Annotated in this window: 18 protein-coding genes; all 18 read right to left on the bottom strand. The window is 71.7% G+C overall.

Annotation, left to right across the window (positions count from 1 at the left end; genetic code table 11):
* Positions 1-14: 14 nt before the first annotated feature.
* The 18 genes from ACH34S_RS39820 to pgsA all read right to left on the bottom strand — a co-directional run bounded on the left by ACH34S_RS39820 (position 15) and on the right by pgsA (position 18,382).
* On the bottom strand, positions 15-2,189 hold the full coding sequence (locus tag ACH34S_RS39820) for a RelA/SpoT family protein (protein WP_395958156.1): 2,175 nt from the start codon (positions 2,187-2,189) through the stop codon (positions 15-17).
* Between the two features lie 446 nt (positions 2,190-2,635).
* A complete protein-coding gene (locus tag ACH34S_RS39815; protein WP_395958111.1) occupies positions 2,636-3,160 on the bottom strand; it encodes an adenine phosphoribosyltransferase in 525 nt (174 codons plus the stop codon).
* 137 nt (positions 3,161-3,297) lie between these two features.
* Positions 3,298-4,476 carry a protein translocase subunit SecF gene (secF, locus tag ACH34S_RS39810; RefSeq protein WP_395958110.1) on the bottom strand — a complete coding sequence of 393 codons (1,179 nt, stop codon included), beginning with the start codon at positions 4,474-4,476 and terminating at the stop codon, positions 3,298-3,300.
* 3 nt (positions 4,477-4,479) lie between these two features.
* Entirely contained in the window at positions 4,480-6,288 is a 1,809-nt protein-coding gene (secD, locus tag ACH34S_RS39805) for a protein translocase subunit SecD (protein ID WP_395958109.1), read from the bottom strand.
* A 45-nt stretch (positions 6,289-6,333) separates the two neighbouring features.
* Positions 6,334-6,828, bottom strand: a complete 495-nt coding sequence (yajC, locus tag ACH34S_RS39800; protein ID WP_395958108.1) for a preprotein translocase subunit YajC — start codon at positions 6,826-6,828, stop codon at positions 6,334-6,336.
* A 194-nt stretch (positions 6,829-7,022) separates the two neighbouring features.
* On the bottom strand, positions 7,023-8,099 hold the full coding sequence (gene ruvB, locus ACH34S_RS39795; protein ID WP_395958107.1) for a Holliday junction branch migration DNA helicase RuvB: 1,077 nt from the start codon (positions 8,097-8,099) through the stop codon (positions 7,023-7,025).
* Positions 8,096-8,701 carry a Holliday junction branch migration protein RuvA gene (gene ruvA, locus ACH34S_RS39790; RefSeq protein WP_395958106.1) on the bottom strand — a complete coding sequence of 202 codons (606 nt, stop codon included), beginning with the start codon at positions 8,699-8,701 and terminating at the stop codon, positions 8,096-8,098. Before ruvA ends, ruvB begins: the two co-directional genes overlap by 4 nt.
* Complete coding sequence (gene ruvC, locus ACH34S_RS39785; protein ID WP_395958105.1) at positions 8,698-9,306, bottom strand: crossover junction endodeoxyribonuclease RuvC; 609 nt, start codon at positions 9,304-9,306, stop codon at positions 8,698-8,700. The genes ruvA and ruvC overlap by 4 nt, the downstream gene beginning before the upstream one ends.
* A 66-nt stretch (positions 9,307-9,372) precedes the next feature.
* Positions 9,373-10,536 (bottom strand): enhanced intracellular survival protein Eis, encoded by a 1,164-nt coding sequence (gene eis / locus ACH34S_RS39780; protein ID WP_395958104.1) that lies wholly within the window; start codon positions 10,534-10,536, stop codon positions 9,373-9,375.
* Positions 10,537-10,590: 54 nt separating this feature from the next.
* Entirely contained in the window at positions 10,591-11,343 is a 753-nt protein-coding gene (locus ACH34S_RS39775) for a YebC/PmpR family DNA-binding transcriptional regulator (RefSeq protein ID WP_395958103.1), read from the bottom strand.
* Positions 11,344-11,347: 4 nt separating this feature from the next.
* Positions 11,348-11,977 carry a pyridoxal 5'-phosphate synthase glutaminase subunit PdxT gene (gene pdxT / locus ACH34S_RS39770; RefSeq protein ID WP_395958102.1) on the bottom strand — a complete coding sequence of 210 codons (630 nt, stop codon included), beginning with the start codon at positions 11,975-11,977 and terminating at the stop codon, positions 11,348-11,350.
* 147 nt (positions 11,978-12,124) lie between these two features.
* Positions 12,125-12,739: a DUF6928 family protein gene (locus tag ACH34S_RS39765; protein WP_395958101.1), complete on the bottom strand. Its 615-nt coding sequence runs from the start codon at positions 12,737-12,739 to the stop codon at positions 12,125-12,127.
* Between the two features lie 104 nt (positions 12,740-12,843).
* Positions 12,844-13,767 (bottom strand): pyridoxal 5'-phosphate synthase lyase subunit PdxS, encoded by a 924-nt coding sequence (gene pdxS, locus ACH34S_RS39760; RefSeq protein WP_395958100.1) that lies wholly within the window; start codon positions 13,765-13,767, stop codon positions 12,844-12,846.
* Positions 13,768-13,861: 94 nt separating this feature from the next.
* On the bottom strand, positions 13,862-14,899 hold the full coding sequence (locus ACH34S_RS39755; RefSeq protein WP_395958099.1) for a DUF3048 domain-containing protein: 1,038 nt from the start codon (positions 14,897-14,899) through the stop codon (positions 13,862-13,864).
* 112 nt (positions 14,900-15,011) lie between these two features.
* Positions 15,012-15,554 carry a hypothetical protein gene (locus ACH34S_RS39750; protein ID WP_132176853.1) on the bottom strand — a complete coding sequence of 181 codons (543 nt, stop codon included), beginning with the start codon at positions 15,552-15,554 and terminating at the stop codon, positions 15,012-15,014.
* A 10-nt stretch (positions 15,555-15,564) separates the two neighbouring features.
* A complete protein-coding gene (locus tag ACH34S_RS39745; protein ID WP_395958155.1) occupies positions 15,565-16,740 on the bottom strand; it encodes a glycosyltransferase family 4 protein in 1,176 nt (391 codons plus the stop codon).
* A 32-nt stretch (positions 16,741-16,772) separates the two neighbouring features.
* Complete coding sequence (locus ACH34S_RS39740) at positions 16,773-17,702, bottom strand: phosphatidylinositol mannoside acyltransferase (RefSeq protein ID WP_395958098.1); 930 nt, start codon at positions 17,700-17,702, stop codon at positions 16,773-16,775.
* The gene (gene pgsA / locus ACH34S_RS39735) at positions 17,699-18,382 is read right to left on the bottom strand and encodes a phosphatidylinositol phosphate synthase (protein WP_395958097.1); all 684 of its coding nucleotides are present in this window, start codon (positions 18,380-18,382) and stop codon (positions 17,699-17,701) included. Before pgsA ends, ACH34S_RS39740 begins: the two co-directional genes overlap by 4 nt.
* Positions 18,383-18,395 lie beyond the last annotated feature (13 nt).

Raw genomic sequence — 18,395 nt, 5'->3', positions numbered from 1 at the left:
GAGCGGCGCCGCCCTTAGCGGGTGGCGCCGCTGGTCGTCCGGTAGACGTCGTAGACGCCGTCAATGGACCGGACGGCCTTCAGTACGTGCCCGAGGTGCTTCGGGTCGCCCATCTCGAACGTGAACCGCGACACCGCGACCCGGTCGCGGGTCGTGGTGACCGATGCCGACAGGATGTTGACGTGCTGGTCGGACAGGACGCGCGTCACGTCCGACAGCAGCCGGGGCCGGTCGAGCGCCTCGACCTGGATCGCGACGAGGAAGACCGAGTCTTCGCCCGGAGACCATTTGACGTCGATCAGCCGGTCGGGCTGCGCCTTCAGGCTGGCGATGTTGGAACAGTCGGCGCGGTGCACCGACACACCGTGCCCGCGCGTCACGAACCCGACGATGTCGTCGCCGGGCACCGGGGTGCAGCAGCGCGACAGCCGGACCCACACGTCCGGGTCGTCGGCGACGACGACGCCCGGGTCGCCCGCCGGACGGCTCCGCTTGCGGCGGGTCGGCAGCGCGATCTCGGCGAGGTCTTCGTCGGCGCTCTCCACGCCGCCGAGCGCGTCCACGAGCTTCTGCACGACGTTCTGCGCCGAAATCTGGCTCTCGCCGACCGCCGCGTACAGGGACGAGACGTCCGGGTAGCGGAGGTCGCGGGCGAGGGCGAGCAGCGCCTCCCCGGACATCATCCGCTGCAGCGGCATGTTCTGCTTGCGCATCGCGCGGGCGATGGCGTCCTTGCCGGACTCGATCGCGGTGTCGCGGCGCTCCTTGGAGAACCAGTGCTTGATCTTGTTGCGGGCGCGGGCGCTCTTGACGAAGCCGAGCCAGTCGCGGCTCGGGCCGGCGTCCTGCGACTTGGAGGTGAACACCTCGACGGTGTCGCCGTTGTCGAGGGTCGACTCGAGGGGCACGAGCCGCCCGTTGACGCGGGCGCCGATACATCGGTGCCCGACCTCGGTGTGGATCGCGTACGCGAAGTCGACCGGCGTCGCGCCCTGCGGAAGCGCGATCACGTCGCCCTTCGGGGTGAACACGAACACCTCGGAGACCGACAGGTCGAACCGCAGCGACTCCAGGAACTCGGCCGGGTCGGCGGTCTCCTTCTGCCAGTCGAGGAGCTGGCGGAGCCACTGCATGTCACCGGCCTTGCGGCCGCCGACCGTCTCCTCCTTGTACTTCCAGTGCGCGGCGACGCCGTACTCGGCGCGGCGGTGCATGCCCCACGTGCGGATCTGCAGCTCGACGGGCTTGCCCTCCGGGCCGATCACCGTCGTGTGCAGCGACTGGTACATGTTGAACTTCGGCATCGCGATGTAGTCCTTGAACCGGCCGGGGACCGGGTTCCATCGCGCGTGGATCGAGCCGAGCGCGGCGTAGCAGTCGCGGACGCTGTCGACGAGGACCCGGATGCCGACCAGGTCGTAGATGTCGTCGAAGGAGACGTCCCGCGCGATCATCTTCTGGTAGATCGAGTAGTAGTGCTTCGGCCGGCCGGTCACGGTGGCCTTGATCCGGGCCTCGCGCAGGTCGGTGGAGACGTTCTCGATCACTTCCTGCAGGTAGACGTCGCGGCGCGGGGCGCGTTCGGACACCAGCCGGGCGATCTCGTCGAACCGCTTCGGGTACATGGTGGCGAACGCGAGGTCTTCCAGCTCCCACTTCAGCGTGTTCATGCCGAGCCGGTGCGCGAGCGGCGCGAACACCTCGAGGGTCTCGCGGGCCTTCTTCTCCTGCTTGTGGCGCGGCATGTAGCGCAGCGTCCGCATGTTGTGCAGCCGGTCGCCGAGCTTGATCACCAGGACGCGGATATCGCGGGACATGGCCACGACCATCTTGCGGACGGTCTCGGCCTCGGCGGCCTCGCCGTACTTGACCTTGTCGAGCTTGGTGACCCCGTCGACCAGCGAGCCGATCTCGTCGCCGAAGTCGGCGGTGAGCTGCTCCAGGGTGTAGGGGGTGTCCTCGACGGTGTCGTGCAGCAGCGCGGCGCAGAGCGTCTCGGTGTTCATGCCGAGCTCGGCGAGGATGGTCGCGACGGCGAGCGGATGCGTGATGTACGGGTCGCCGCTCTTGCGCTTCTGGTCGCGGTGGTGGTGCGCGGCGACGTCGTAGGCGCGCTCGATGAGCCGCAGGTCGGCCTTCGGGTGCGTGTTGCGGACGGTCTTGATCAGTGGTTCTAGTACCGGGTTCATAGCGGGGCCGCGCTGGGCGCCCAACCTGGCGAGCCTACGGCGCACCCGGGCGGCAGACGGTGGAATCGTGGCCGGCGTGGGCCTGGACGGGACTGCGGACGGGGCGGCGTCCGCCGGGGTGCCGGACGCTTCGGCGCCGGCGCGGGGGCCGGAAGGCTGCTGCGGAGGGGGCGTGGCGGTTTCGGAGGATGTGGCGGTCTCGGAGGGCGCGGCGGTCTCGGGAGGCTTGCGGGCGGGCGGGCGCGGCGTTTCCGCCGCGGGCTCCCGTGCCGGGCGGGCCCCTGCCGTGGGGGCCTCGGCGGCGTCGTTCACCGCGTCGGTCGATACCACCTCACCTGGCACCCAGCCTCCTTAGCCGTGCGGGCGCGATTGCCTCCGTGCCCCGCGGGATGCGCCCGTCCCCACCGGGCCCTGATTGCGCCAGTGTATCCGGCACCCTTTTCGTACTAGACCGTAACCAGGGAATGAACGTTTAGATTCCGCAGCTTGTCGCGTCCGTTGAGGAACGACAGCTCGAGCAGGACCGACAGCCCGGCGACCTCCGCGCCGCTCCGCCGGACGAGTTCGGCGGCGGCCGCGGCCGTCCCGCCGGTGGCGAGGACGTCGTCGACGATCAGCACCCGCTCGCCGGGCCGGAGCGCGTCGAGATGGATCTCGATCGTCTCGGTCCCGTATTCGAGATCGTAGGTCTCCTCGTGCGTCCGCGACGGCAGCTTCCCCTTCTTGCGCACCGGGACGAAGCCCGCGCCGAAGTGGTAGGCGACGGGCGCGGCGAGGATGAAGCCGCGCGCCTCGATGCCGACGATCTTGTCGATGGTGCCGCGGCCGTAGTGGTTGACGATGGTGTCCACGACCCCGGCGAAGGCGACATGGTCGGCCAGCAGCGGCGTGATGTCCTTGAAGACCACCCCGGGCTGCGGGTAGTCGTCCACGTCGCGGATCCGGTCCTGGATCAGCTTGCCGAGGTCCACGTCGCGCTCCCTGTGCCGATATCGGCCGTCGTCCTGCCGCTCTCTATGCCCGCACGGGCCGTGCCCGCACCCTTCACGAGACCCCGTGACGGGTGCGGGCACGGCCCGGTGCGTCCTGCCGGTCCTGCTGTCGCGTGCTACTTGCCGCCGCCACCGCCGCGGCGCTGCTGGCGGGTGCCGCGCCTGGGCTGCTGCCGCTGCCCCGTCTGCACCACCTTCTTCACGGTGACGGTGCTTCTGAGGTCGGTGGCGTCATCGCCCGGTTCACCGGACGCCTCGCCGGACGGCGCGTCGTCGGGCGCCTCCCGCGGCCCGCCCGCGGTGGCCTTCACCTTGGCGGCCTTGGCCTGCCGCTTGGCGCTCTGCTCGCGCCGGGCGAGGTTCTCGCGGATCTGCTTGTACTTCGGCTCGCGCTCCTTGAACTGGACGAGCAGCGGCGTCGCCACGCAGATCGACGAGTACGTCCCGACGATCATGCCGACGAACAGCGCGAGCGACAGGTCCTTCAGCGTCCCGGCGCCGAACAGCGTGGTGCCGATGAACAGGATCGCGCCGACCGGGAGGATCGCCACCAGCGAGGTGTTCAGGGAGCGCACCAGCGTGCTGCTGAGCGCCTGGTTGGCCGCCTGGCTGTAGGTGGTCTTGGAGGTCGGGGTGAGCGGTTTCGTGACCTCCTTGATCATGTCGAAGACGACGACCGCGTCGTACAGCGAATAACCGAGGATGGTCAGGAAGCCCAGCAGGGTCGCCGGTGTGACCTCGAACCCGGACCAGGCGTAGATGCCCGCCGTGATCACCAGGTCGTGGACGAGGGCGACGACGGCGGCGACCGCCATCCGCCACTCGAACGCCAGCGACAGGTACAGGATGATCAAGATCATGAAGACGATCAGCGCCTGCCACGCCTTCTCCTGGATCTCACCGCCCCAGGAGGCGCCGACGACCTGCGTGCTGATCTTGTCGGCGGGGACGTTCAGCTCCTGACCGACGTGCGTCTTGACCTCGGTGACGTGCGTCGAGGTCAGGCTCTCGGTCGTGACCCGCCAGTCGCCGCCGGCCTTCTGCACGATGACCTGGTGGACGTCGCCGCCGGCGACGGCGGCGCGGACCTCCTCGATCGAGGCGCCGGGGGCCTTGAACGTGAAGACCGACCCGCCCTTGAACTCGACGCCGAAGTTGAGGCCCTGGACGAGCAGTCCCGCGATGGACAGCACCAGGAGCAGCCCGGAGATCGCCGTCCAGATCTTCGGGCGGCCGACGATGTCGGCGCTGATCTCGCCACGGTAGATCCGCGAGGTGGCGGAACGCAGTCCCATGGCTCAGACCTCCTGGCTCGTGCCGGCGGTGGCGGCGGACGTCTTCTGCGCCGCGCGATGGAGCTTGCGCGGGTCGAGGCCGGACAGCGGATGGCCGCGGCCGTAGAACTTCGTCCGGGACAGCAGCGCGACGAGCGGCTTGGTGAAGAAGAACACCACGACGATGTCGATGAGCGTCGTCAGGCCCATCGCGAACGCGAACCCGGCCACGCCGCCGACCGCGAGGAAGTACAGCACCAGCGCGGCGAGGAAGGTCACCGCGTCGGCGACCAGGATGGTGCGCCGCGCCCGCTTCCAGGCGGTCTCCACCGACGGCCGGAGCTTGCGCCCGGCTCTCAGCTCGTCCCGCAGCCGCTCGAAGTACACGATGAACGAGTCGGCGGTGATGCCGATGGAGACGATGAGTCCGATGATGTGCGGGAGCGAGAGCCGGAAGTTGATCCCGTCACCGAGGATCACGACCGAGAGGTAGGTGATGCCCGCCGCCACGATCAGGCTGGCCACCGCGACGAGGCCGAGGCCGCGGTAGTAGAACATGCAGTACAGGACGACGAGGCCGAGCCCGATCGCGCCGGCGATGAGCCCGCCGGTCAGCTGGTCGGAGCCCAGTGTGGAGGACACCTCGTCGATGGAGCTCTGCGTGAACTCCAGCGGCAGCGCCCCGTACTTGAGGACGTTCGCGAGGTCGGTCGCGTACCGCTGGTCGAAGCTGTCGGGCGGGCCGTCGATGGTGGCGGTGCCGCCGGTGATCGCGCCCTCCCTGATGCTGGGCGCGGAGACGACGCGCCCGTCGAGGACGATCGCGACCTGCGCCCGGGGAGAGTTCGGGTCCTGCTGGTAGGCGGCGTAGGCGTCGGTGGTGATCTCGCCGAACTGGCGGCCGCCCTTGCCGTCGAAGTCGAGCGAGACCGACCAGCTGGCCTGGCCCTGCTGGGCGTTCGGCGGCATCGGGTTGGCGCCGTCCACGTTCTCGCCGAGCACCCGGACGGGTCCGAGGATGTACTTGGCGATCTGGCCGCCTTCCTCGTCCTGGTCGCAGGCGGCGACGAACTGGCGCTTCGGGTCGTTGGAGCCGGGGGCGCGCCGGTCGCCGGTGTAGCAGTTGAGCGCCTCGAACTGCTGGATGACGGCCCGGTCGGTGACGCCGGTGTAGTCCGCCGGTGGCGCTCGCGGGTCCTGGCCCGGCAGCGGCTGGCCTGCCGGCGGGACCAGCGGCGACGTCGGGGACGGCGCCGCTGACGGGCTCGCCGAGGCGGACGGCGTCGGCTCGGTCAGCGCGCCCGACAGCGCCTTGCCGCGCGGCGTGGGCGACGCGGACCCCGACGGCTTGGCGCTGGTGGACGGCGTCGCCGACGGGCTCTTGTCGTCGCCGGGCTTGGCGTCGCCGGACGGGCTCGCGCCCGGCGCCGGGGCCGTGCCCGCCGACGGCTTGCCGTCGGCGACGGCGAACACCTGGCGGAACTGGAGCTTCGCCGTCGTGCCGATCAGGCTGACGACGCGGCCCTGCCCTTCTCCGGGCACGTTCACCACGATGTTGTTGCTGCCCTGCTTGGCGACCTCCGCGTCGGAGACCCCGAGGCCGTTGACCCGCTGGGTCATGATCTTGACGGCCTGGTCCATCTGCTGGGCGGGCGGGTTCTTGCCGGAGGAGGTCTTGGCGGTGAGCGTCACCGTCGTGCCGCCGGCGAGGTCCAGCCCCAGCTTGGGCGTCGTCTGGCCCTGCCAGACGGCGACGCCGGAGAGCACCACCAGGATGGCGAAGAGCGCGAGAAGCGTGCGCCCCGGCTTGGGAGCGATACTGGGCGGAGCCACTTGTCGTCTTACTTCCCGTCTAGGTTTTCCGACACCGGGGAAGGGTCAGGCGGACGGCTTGTCCGACGCCTTGACCTTGGTCCTCCCCTTGGGCTTGGACTCCTCGTCCTCGTCCGCCCCCTCGGACTCGGCCTCGTCGTCCGCGGCGTCCTCGACGCCGTCCTTGGAGAGGTCGACGGCATCGCCGTCGTCGGCCTCGTCCTCGCCCGCCTCGTCGTGCTCGTCGTCGAGGTCTTCGGGCTCGTCGTCCTTGAGGACCTGCATGACGGCGGCCTTGACGAAGCGCACCTCGACGCCGTCGGCGATCTCCAGCACGACGCCGTCGTCATCGACCTCCACGACGGTGGCGCGCATGCCGCTGGTCGTCAGAACCCGGGCGCCGGGCGTCATGGCGTTCTGCATCTCCATCTGCTGCTTGCGTCGCCGGCTCTGCGGGCGGATCAGCAGGAAGTAGAAGACCAGGGGAACTGCGACGAGAAGGAGCAGGTTGAAGGCCCCGCTCCCGCCCGATTCCGCGGCGAGTATAAGTTCGCTGCCCATTACAGGGGCATCCTTCCGATGTCGTTTGCCCAGCCTTGTGACCGGAGCCTTGTGACCGGACCGGTCACGTCCACGGGACCGCCGGCTGGAGAACGGTCGACCAAGTCCCGGAGTCTAGAGAGTACGCCAGACCCCGGCAACGACGCGACGATCGACGACGCCGGGAAGTTCCCAACCCGTTACCCGAATGATCACTATTCGGGCCGATCGGCCGTCTCGTCCCGGTCTTCCTCGATATCGAACAGCGTCCCGGCCATCGGCGCCGTCGGCGGCGGAGTCAGCCCGAGATGTGCCCATGCGGCGCCCGTGGCGACCCGTCCCCGCGGCGTCCTGGCCAGCAGGCCCTGCCGGACGAGGAACGGCTCGGCGACCACTTCCACGGTCTCCGGCTCCTCCCCGACGGCCACCGCCAGCGTCGACAGGCCGACCGGACCGCCGCCGAACTTGCGCAGCAGCGACCCGAGGACGGCCCGGTCGAGCCGGTCGAGGCCCCGTTCGTCCACCTCGTACAACGCCAGGGCCGTCCGGGCGGATTCCCTGGTGACCGTCCCGTCGCCGCGGACCTCGGCGTAGTCGCGGACGCGGCGCAGCAGCCGGTTGGCGATGCGGGGCGTGCCGCGCGAGCGCCCGGCGACCTCGGCGGCGGCGTCGTCGCTGATCTCCACGTCCAGCAGCCGCGCCGACCGCCGGACGATGACCTCCAGCTCGGCGGGCTCGTAGAAGTCCATGTGGGCGACGAACCCGAACCGGTCGCGCAGCGGGCCGGGCAGCATGCCCGCCCGGGTGGTGGCGCCGACCAGCGTGAACGGCGCGATGTCCAGGGGGATGGCGGTGGCGCCGGGCCCCTTGCCGACGACGACGTCGACCCGGAAGTCTTCCATCGCCATGTAGAGCATCTCTTCTGCGGGACGCGCCAGGCGGTGGATCTCGTCCAGGAACAGCACCTCGCCCTCGGCGAGCGTGGACAGCACCGCCGCGAGGTCGCCGGCCCGCTCGATGGCGGGCCCGGAGGAGATACGCAGCGGCTGCCCCAGCTCCGCCGCGATGATCATGGCGAGGGTGGTCTTGCCGAGACCGGGCCCGCCCGACAGCAGCACGTGGTCGGGCGTCCGGCCGCGCCGCAGGGCGCTGTGCAGCACGAGCGAGAGCTGCTCGCGGACGCGTTCCTGCCCGATGAAGTCGTCGAGCTTCTTGGGCCGCAGCGCGGCCTCGATCATCTGCTCCTCGGGCCCGTCCGCGCCCGCGGAAACCAGCCGTTCGGGTTCGCTCATTTGCTGAGCTTCTTAAGCGCGGACTTCAGGAGGGTCGCGACGGGGGGCGTCTCGGCGCCGTCGAGGTCGGCGGCGACGGCGGACACGGCGGCGTCGGCGTCCTTGGCGGACCAGCCGAGGTTGATCAGGCCCATCTGGACCTGCTCGCGCCACGGCTCGGTGCGGGCGGGCGCGCGGACGTCGGCGCCGCCGTCGCCGATCGGGCCGCCGAGCCGGTCCTTCAGCTCCAGGACGATGCGCTGCGCGCCCTTCTTGCCGATGCCGGGGACCTGGGTGAGCGCGGTGACGTCCTCGGTGGCCATCGCGCGGCGCAGCGCGTTCGGGGTGTGCACGGCGAGCATCGCGAGCGCGAGCCGCGGCCCGACGCCGCCGGCGGTCTGCAGCAGCTCGAAGACGGTGCGCTCGTCGTCGTCGGCGAACCCGAACAGGGTGAGCGAGTCTTCACGGACGATCAGCGACGTCGGCACCTTCGCCTGCTCGCCCACCCGCAGCCCCGCGAGCGTGGCGGGGGTGCACTGGACCGACAGGCCGACGCCGTGCACGTCGATCACCGCCCCGTCGGGCCCGGCGGCGGCCACCCGGCCGCTGACGAAGGCGATCATTCGCTGGCTCCTCCTCTGCTCTTGGCGGCACTGCTCCGGGCGGCGAGGCGTTCCCGCTCGGCCCGCGCCGCCTCCTCGATCCGCGACCGCTGGGCGTTCGCCAGGCGCTGCTGGGCGCCGCCGCGCCACACGTTGCAGATGGCGAGCGCGAGTGCGTCGGCCGCGTCCGCGGGCTTGGGCGGCGCGTCCAGGGACAGGAGCTGGGTCACCATCCTGGTCACCTGGGCCTTGTCGGCGCGGCCGTTCCCGGTGACGGCGGCCTTGGCCTCGCTCGGGGTGTGCAGCGTGACGGGCAGCCCGCGGCGGGCCGCCACCAGGATCGCGATCCCGGCGGCCTGCGCGGTGCCCATCACGGTGCGGACGTTGTGCTGGGAGAACACCCGCTCGACGGCGACGGCCTCGGGCCGCAGCTCGGCCACGAGCGCCTCGATGCCCGCCTCGATGCCCAGCAGGCGCAGGGCGATGTCGTCGTCGGGGGCGGTCCGCACGACGGACACGTGCACCAGCCGGAGCCGCTTGCCCGGGGCGCCTTCGACGACCCCCACCCCGCACCGGGTGAGCCCGGGGTCCACCCCCATCACCCGCACGGCCACTCCTTCGATCATCTGTTCGGCCGAACGCTATCAAGCCGGGAGGACACCGTCTCCCGGGCGTAGAGCGTGTCCCGGAACTCAGAAGAAGTCGAGGCTGAACGGGGCGGCGGCGAACGCGGCGGCCAGCGCCGCGGGGTTCCCGCCCGCTAGCAGCCCGGTGCGGCGCAGCGTGGCGACCGGGACGCCGGCGTACAGGGCCGCGAGTCCCCGCGCGCCGACCCGGACGGTGTCCGCGTCGCCGCCGCGCGGCTCGGGCGAGCGTTCCAGCCGCCCCTCGCCGTCCTTGATCTCCAGCCGCCAGTGGCCGGAGTTCGCGGGAAGCTGCGGGTCGTCGATGAGGAGGGGAACCGCGGCGCTGACGCCGGAGGGATAGCCGCGCGCCTCGATCGCGGCGGGCGCGTCCACCAGGCGCAGCATCCACTGGTTGCGGGTGACCGTCTCCCATTCCCGCTCGCGGAGCAGCCACAGCGCCGGGTCGAACGGCGCGAGGCAGACGCGGACGGTCTCCGCGGTCGAGGAGCCGGAGCCGACGATGGCCCACAGGGCCCGCAGCGTCCGCTCCGACGACGCCACGAGCTTGGTGACTTGCATCCCGTCGCCGCTGTCAGCCCACCGGTAGGAGAGGAACCCGTCCTCGGCCAGGTAGCAGTACTCGTCGCGGTTCTCGAGCGTCCTGCGCCACATGGCCTCGGGCGTGCCGACGGGGCCGCAGTCCAGGGACGCCTGGTGGGTCCGCCCGACGACGGCGGCCACCTCGGCGGCGTCGTCCACGCTCGCCCTGCGGACGGGGACCCGCTCCGCCGCGACCCGGCGCAGCGCCTCGGTGTCGATCACGATGTGGTGCTGCGCGCCGGCCTGCTCCCAGCCCACCGACCGGTAGAAGGCAGTGGTGGCCGGATACAACATCGCCAAGGGGTGGCCGAACCGGACGCAGCGCTCCAGGAGGTCGGTCATCAGCCGACCGCCGAGCCCCCGGCCCCGCTCCTCCGGCGCGACGGTGATCCCGCTCAGGCCCGCCATGGACACGGCCCGCCCGTGCCACCACTGGGTCATGTCGTACAGGGTGCCGGTGGCGACGACCTCGCCGCCGTCGAACGCGGCGAGCACCCGCCCCGCCTCCACCGTCGGCAGGAACGAGGTGTTGCGCCGTTCCCACGTCTCGTCCGTCATCGGCCCGAAGGCGCGGGACAGGATGTCGCGGACGGCGGTCGCCTCGGCCGCCTTCAGGGCACGGATCTCCATGATCCAGACCGTATGCCACGCCTCCCGGTGCCGGGAGCGCCGCCGGGGTGCCGGCTAGTCGAGTGTGGCGAGGACCTCGTCGCTGACGTCGAAGTTGGCGTAGACGTCCTGGACGTCGTCGGAGTCCTCGAGCGCGTCGAGGAGGCGGAAGACCTTCTTGGCGTTGTCCTCGTCGAGGGGGACGGTGACGCTCGGCAGGAACTTGCTCTCGGCCGAGTCGTAGTCGATCCCGGCGTCGACCAGGGCGGTGCGGACCGCGACCAGGTCGGCGGCCTCGCTGACGACCTCGAAGTTCTCCTCGTCGAGGTCGTTGACCTCCTCGGCCCCGGCGTCCAGGACGGCCATCATCACGTCGTCCTCGCTGGTGCCGGACTTCGGGACGATCACGACCCCCTTGCGGTTGAACATGTAGGAGACCGAGCCCGGGTCGGCGAGCGAGCCGCCGTTGCGGGTGAGCGCGACGCGGACCTCGGAGGCGGCCCGGTTGCGGTTGTCGGTCAGGCACTCGATCAGGATGGCGACACCACCGGGCGCGTAGCCCTCGTAGGTGATGTTCTGCCAGTCGGCGCCGCCGGCCTCTTCCCCGGCGCCGCGCTTGCGGGCGCGCTCGATGTTGTCGTTGGGGACCGAGTTCTTCTTCGCCTTGTAGATGGCGTCGTAGAGGGTCGGGTTGGCGTCCGGGTCACCGCCGCCCGTCCGGGCCGCGACCTCGATGTTCTTGATGAGCTTGGCGAAGAGCTTGCCCCGCTTGGCGTCGAGGGCCGCCTTCTTGTGCTTGGTGGTCGCCCATTTGGAATGGCCGGACATTCTGTCATTCCTCCTCTGTCGTCCGGCGCACCAGATCGGCGAAGTAGTGGTGCACGCGGAAATCGCCTGTCAGCTCCGGGTGGAACGCGGTCGCCATGAGACGCCCCTGGCGGACGGCGACGATCCTACCGGCGTTCGGGCCCCCCTCCGGCACGGGCGCGGTGCGTCCGAGCACCTCGACGGCGTCCCCGACTGACTCCACCCACGGCGCGCGGATGAAAACGGCGTGGTACGGCGTGTCCCCCATGCCGGTCAGCACGACGTCGGACTCGAACGAGTCGACCTGTCGGCCGAAGGCGTTGCGGCGCACGGTCATGTCGATCCCGCCCGCGGTCTCCTGGCCGGCGACGCCGTCCCGGATCCGGTCCGCCAGCATGATCATCCCGGCGCAGGAACCGTAGGCGGGCATCCCGGCCTCGATCCGCTTGCGGAGCGGTTCCAGCAGGTCGAACGAGCGCGCCAGCCGCCACATCGTGGTGGACTCCCCGCCGGGCAGGACGAGCCCGTCCACCCGCTCCAGCTCCTCGCGGCGGCGCACGGCGAGGGTGCGCGCGCCCGCCGCCTCCAGCGCGTGCGCGTGCTCGCGCACGTCGCCTTGCAGGGCGAGGACACCGATCGTGGGCACAGCAGTCACGTGGAACCTTCCGGGGGATCGACCAGCTTTGGACGTTCCGTACAACGCCGTGCGGCACGGCACGTCTTCCCAGCGACGGGGCGCCGGGGGGCGTCGAGCGGAGCCCGTCCGTCGAATGGCGGTGGGCGGGGGCTGGAGGACGGTGGTTCAGGCGTGTTTGAAGCGGCGGAGCGGGAGCTCCAGCGGCAGGAAGCCGTCCTCGCCGCGGTCGGCGATGCCGCGGCCGAACATGTGCGCCTCGGCGAGCGCGAGCCCGAACTCCTCCGGGTCGAACGGCAGCGGCACGTCGGCCGCGCCCGCGTCGATGGCCTGCCAGAACGGCCGCTCGGCGGGGAGCCGCTCGCCCTGGTCGACGACGACGCCGTCCTCGGCGGTGACGAACACCTCGCGGCGCAGCTCGCCGTCCTCGTACCAGCGGAACCAGCAGCCGCGGATGACGGTGTGCAGGACCAGCACCCCGCAGCGCGAGCCGGGCAGCGCGGCCGCGGCGGTGTCGGCGATCCGGCGGGCGTCGTCGTCGAGGCAGAACAGCCGCCGGTCGCACAGCAGCAGGGCCCGCTCGAACGCGCCGACGAACAGCTCGTCCTCGTACGGCCAGAGCGCGAAGTCGAGGACGGTGTCGCCGGTCTCCATGAGAGTGTCCGCCGGGTAGAGCCCGCGCGCGATCTCCGCGGCGGCGTCCGGATCGGGCACGAGGCCCGGCCGGAACACCTCACCGGGCTCACCCGCGCTCGCGCACGCCAGCGCGACCGACCAAGCCATGCTCTCCCCTCCCGCGGCCGGGCGCCGCCCAGGGATCTCTCCCTGACCGGCCGCGTCGCCAGCGTAAACCCTGTAAGGGCGCGCTGTGGAGTGGGGGCGCCCGTTTACCAGCCGCGTCCGGCGAACTTCTGGTCCTCGCCGAGCGAGGCGGCGCTGATGCCGACCATGGCCTCCCCGAGCCCGCGCGACACCTTGGCGAGGACGCCCGGGTCGTCGTGGAAGGTGGTGGCCTTCACGATCGCCTCGGCGCGCTGCGCCGGGTTGCCGGACTTGAAGATCCCGGAGCCGACGAAGACGCCCTCGGCGCCGAGCTGCATCATCATGGCCGCGTCGGCGGGGGTGGCGATGCCGCCTGCGGTGAACAGCACGACGGGCAGCTTCCCGGCCTCCGCGACCTCCTTGACCAGCTCGTAGGGGGCCTGGAGGTCCTTGGCGGCGACGAACAGCTCGTCCTCGGGCAGGTTCTGCAGGCGGCGGATCTCCTGGCGGATCCTGCGCATGTGGGTGGTGGCGTTGGAGACGTCTCCGGTGCCGGCCTCGCCCTTGGAGCGGATCATCGCCGCGCCCTCGGTGATACGCCGCAGCGCCTCGCCGAGGCTCGTGGCACCGCAGACGAACGGGACGGTGAAGGCCCACTTGTCGATGTGGTTGTCGTAGTCGGCGGGCGTGAGCACCTCGGACTCGTCGACGTAGTCGACGCCGAGCGCCTGCAGCACCTGCGCCTCGACGAAGTGGCCGATGCGGGCCTTGGCCATCACCGGGATGGACACCGCGGAGATGATCCCGTCGATCATGTCGGGGTCGCTCATCCGGGAGATGCCGCCCTCGGCGCGGATGTCGGCGGGCACCCGCTCCAGGGCCATGACGGCGACGGCGCCCGCGTCTTCGGCGATCTTCGCCTGCTCGGGCGTGACGACGTCCATGATCACGCCGCCCTTGAGCATCTCCGCCATGCCGCGCTTGACGCGGGCGGTTCCCTTCTCGGGCGCGGTGTCGTCAGGGACGGGAGTGGAAGTGGGCACGGGCATTCCTCACGTAACAGGCGATTAGTCTCCTTCCATGATATTCCCTGCTTAGCGGAGGCCCGGACCCGGCAGAGTGTCAGCCGCTCCCCGGCGGCGCTTACGGGATGTAGGGCTTGCCGGCGTTGACTAGCACCATCCAGACCTGCCCGGGCGCGAAGTTCATCGGCTCGCCGGTCTCGGTGGTGAACGTGGTGCCCTTGTCCTCGGCCGTGCGGGACCAGTTGGCCTTGTACGCCTTCCCGTCGCGCAGGACGAGCGCCCGCCCCGTGCCGGTGGTGTCGATCAGCGGGGTGTAGCTGCCGAGGAAGTCGTGGAACTTCGACCGGGTGGTCTTGGCGTACTGGATGACGACCGTCTGCCCGCCGAGCCGCCCGCCCTCGGCGGCGCGGCTGGGGCTCCCGCCCCAGCTCGCGAGCCACCGCTTGTGCTTGGCCGACCAGGTGAACCCCATCCGCGCGGTCGGCCACTTCGCGGTGAACGTCTTGACCGGCTTGCCGCCGGTGGCGGGCGCGTCGCCGAAGCGGAACCCGACGTCCTGCGGCGGGGTGGCCTTCGGGGCCCGCTTGAGCAGGGCCTTCGGGTCGGCGTACAGGTTGTACGGGGCGGGCTTGCCGCCGAACCGGTAGTAGGCGCCGCCCGCCTTCTCCTGGGAGACCTCGTACGCGGGCGACTTGCGGACGTACTTCTTCATCTTGCTCTGGACGCCGGAGAACGCGAAGGCGGGCCGGCCGAACTGCGGCAGGATGTGCAGGTCGGAGATGCGGGCGCTGCGGACGGGCCCGACCCGCTTCGGCAGCTTGGAGGAGTACACCGCCATCAGCCGGGTCTCGCCGCCCTCGACCTGCTCGACGTAGACGATGTCGGCGGCCGTCACCCCGCTCTGCGGGAACGCGGGCCGGGTGTTCTCGATCTTGACGGCGAGGACGGGGTTGGTCACGCCCTTCGTGCCGCCGGTGAACGGGTGCGTCGCGGGCTCGGGGGCCGGGGACTCCCCCGGCTCGCCGGTCGCGCGCGGCGGGGGCGCCGACGTGGGGTCGCCGGAGTCAGAGCAGGCCGGCAGGACGGCCGCGGCGGTGAGGACGCCGAGCCACACCGCGGTCCGGCGCCGGCCGGTGGTGCCCCAAACGGATCGCACGATATGCCCCTCCCTTGGACGGTCTGCCAGAGGGTAGCGAACACGGCGGCGTGAACCCGCCCCCTGGCGGGGTACGGTTTCGCGAGGCCAGGCCGTTCAGCGGCCGGGCCGGTCAGATGCCGGGCGGGTCGTCGTCGATCTCGAAGAAGTCCGGGAGCGGGGCGCGGCCGGCGAGCGGCAGGACCCGGATGAGGGGCTTGCGGCGCGCGATCCTGGCCTGGGCGACGGCGTCGTTGTAGAAGCGGCGCGCGTAGGCGACCTTCGCGGCGGACGAGGACAGCTCGTCCAGCACGGCCTCGCCCTCCCCCTTGCCGCGGGCGGTGAGGGTGCCGACGAACTCGGGCTGGTCGACGACGGCGCGCAGCGCCCGGGACAGGTCGCTCTCGGCGAACTCGCGGTTGTCGGCGTCGGCGGTGCGCGCCTCGTGCGCGGCGGTCGCGAGAACGAGGCTGGCGGCCGGGTCGAGCAGCCGGGACGCGGCCAGCTCCAGCGCGGCGGCGGCGCGCCTGACCAGGGCGGCGTCCAGCGCGGCGCGGGCGGTCTCGACGCGGACGTGCAGCCGGTCGAGGCGGGTGGCGCGCCACGACACGTACACGGCGACGAGGAACGCGACGGCGACCCAGAACAGGACGTCGATGATCCAGTCGTAGGACATCCGCCGCCGCCTACGCGCCGAGGCCGGACTCGACGACGCCCACGCCCGAGTCGGTGACCGTCTCGTAGACCCGGAGCACGTCGCGGGCGACGGACGACCAGTCGTAGGCGCGCACGGCGGCGCGCGCCTCCGCCGACAGCTGCTTGCGGCGGGCCGGGTCGTCGAGGAGGTCGCCGGCGGCGGCCGCGAGGGCCTCGTGGTCACCGGCCGGGAACAGCGCCCCGGCGCGGCCGCCGAGCAGGACCCGGTCGAACGCCTCGATGTCGCTGGCCAGGATGGGCGCGCCCGCCGACATCGCCTCCACGAGGACGATGCCGAAGCTCTCGCCGCCGAGGTTCGGCGCGACGAACACGTCCACCGAGTGGTAGGCGCGGACCTTGTCGGCCTCGCTGACCATGCCGAGGATGACGACGCGGTCGCGCAGCTCGGGCGAGACGCGGGACGCGACGTCGCCGACGTCGCCGGGCCCGGCGAGCAGGAGCCGCAGGCCGGGGCGCCGCCGTCCGAGGATCTCGAAGGCGCGCAGCAGGACGTCCAGGCCCTTGCGGGGCTCGTCCATCCGGCCGAGGAACCCGAGCACGCCGCCGTCGCCGTCGCCGGGCGTCCCGGCGCCCGCGGACGGGACGCGGCCGGGCCAGCCGGGCAGCGGGTCCGCCATCGCGTACCGCTCGGTCGCGACGCCGTTCGGGATCAGCACGGCGTCGCCGCCGAGATGGTCGACGAGGCTGGTGCGGGCGGCCTCGGACACGGCGATCCGGCCGGTGAGCTTCTCCAGCGCGCTGCCCAGGATAGGCGACATGGCCGACAGCGCCCGCGACTTCACGAACGAGGCGTGGAAGGTGCCGACGATCGGGCCGTCGGCCGCCCAGCAGGCGAGCAGGCCGAGCGACGGCGCCGCGGGCTCGTGGACGTGCAGGACGTCGAAGCCGCCCTCGTTGATCCAGCGCCGGACGCGTCCCGCCGACAGGAACCCGAACGCCAGCCGGGCCACCGACCCGTTGTAGGGGACGGGGACCGCGCGCCCGGCCGACACGGCGTAGGGCGGGAGGCGCGCGTCGTCGTCCGCGGGCGTGATCACCGAAACCTCGTGGCCGAGCGCGATCAGCGCCTCGGCGAGGTCGCCGATGTGCTGCTGGACGCCGCCCGGCACATTCCACGTGTACGGGCAGACGATGCCGACCTTCATCCCCATGCCGACCTTCACCCCCGCACCGGCTTTCATCTACCCCCGTCCGCAAGGTCTTCCACCCAGACCTTCTGCAGCATGTGCCAGTCTTCGGGGTGGGCGGCGATGCCCGCCTCGAAGACCCCCGCGAGTTCCTGGGTCATGGCCTGGATCTTCTCCTGCCTGCCGCCCTCGTCCGGTATCCGGATCTCCTCGTGGACGCGCGCCGCCCAGTACTCGCCCTCGTACCAGAGTGTCACGGGGATGAGGGCGGCGCCGGTCTGGAGGGCGAGCGACGCCGGAACCGCGGGCATCCGGGCGGTGGCGCCGAAGAACTCGACGTCGATGCCGCTCTCGGTCAGATCGCGGTCGACGACGAGGCACACCGGCCTGCCCGCGCGGAGCCGCTGGGCCATGCGCCCGTACGCCGACGCGCCGCGGTGCGCGAGCACCTCCATGCCGAGACCCTCCCGGAACTCGACGAACCGGTCGAACAGCGACTCGGGCCTGAGCCGCTCGGCGACCGTGGTGAAGGGATACCCGCAGTGCACGAGCCATGCGCCCGCGTGCTCGTAGTTGCCCATGTGCGGCAGCGCGAGGATGACGCCGCGGCCGGAGCCGAGGGTGGTGAAGATCTTCTTCTCGCCGGTGATGCGCATCCGGCCGAGGATCCGCGCCCGGTCGTACTCCGGTAGCCGGAACACCTCCAGCCAGTAGCGGAAGTAGGACCGCAGCACCTTCTTGCTGAGGACGCGGACCTCGTCGTCGACGGCGTCCTTGCCGAGGACGCGGCACAGGTTCTTCTCCAGCTGCCGCACGCCCGCGCCGCAGCGGTGCCAGGTGCGGTCGGCGAGCGCGGTGAACGCCAGGCGGGCCGCGCCCTCGGGCATCTTCCGGACGACCGTCCAGCCGAAGGCGTAGGCGGCGTCGGCGACCTCGTCCCGCAGTTCCGCGGCGCGCTCCCGCGGGCGGGCGGCGTTCACGGTCTCGGCTCCGGCGCGGAGTCTCTGGCCGGGGCGCTCTCGTCGGCGCCGCCATCGGACTTCGCCTGGTCGCCGGACGTGGCGGCGTCCTTCGCCTGGGCGTAGACCGTCGCGAACCGCTGCCCGATGGTGATCGTGCTCAGCGCGGCGAGCGCCCACAGCGCGACCGCGAGGATGAACGGGACGCCGAGCCCGTCGAACCCGGCGGCGACCAGCGCGACGATGAGGCGCTCGGCGCGCTCGGCGATGCCGACGTTGCAGGTGTAGCCGAGCCCTTCGGCGCGGGCCTTGGCGTAGGACACCACGACCCCGGCGACCAGGCAGTACAGCGCGACCCCGGCGAGCAGCTCCCGGTCGTCCCGGTACAGCCCGATCATCAGCCCGGAGAAGATCGCGGCGTCGGCGACCCGGTCCATGGTGGAGTCGAGGAACGCGCCGAACTTGGAGATCTTGCCGGTGACGCGGGCGACGGCGCCGTCCAGCATGTCGAACAGCACGAACGCGGTGATGACCATCGTGCCCCAGAAGAACTCGCCCAGCGGGAACAGCACGAGCGCGCCCGCGGCGACGCCGAGCGTCCCGACGACGGTGATCGCGTTCGGCGACGGCCCGATCCGCGCGACCGCGTGGCCGACGGGGGTGAGGGCGCGTTCCAGTCCGGGCCTGATCTTGTTGAGCATCGCCGTCCGTTCT

The organism is Actinomadura sp. 3N508, assembly GCF_044326375.1.
Taxonomy (GTDB): domain Bacteria; phylum Actinomycetota; class Actinomycetes; order Streptosporangiales; family Streptosporangiaceae; genus Spirillospora.
This window is presented reverse-complemented; position numbering and strand designations above follow the sequence as displayed.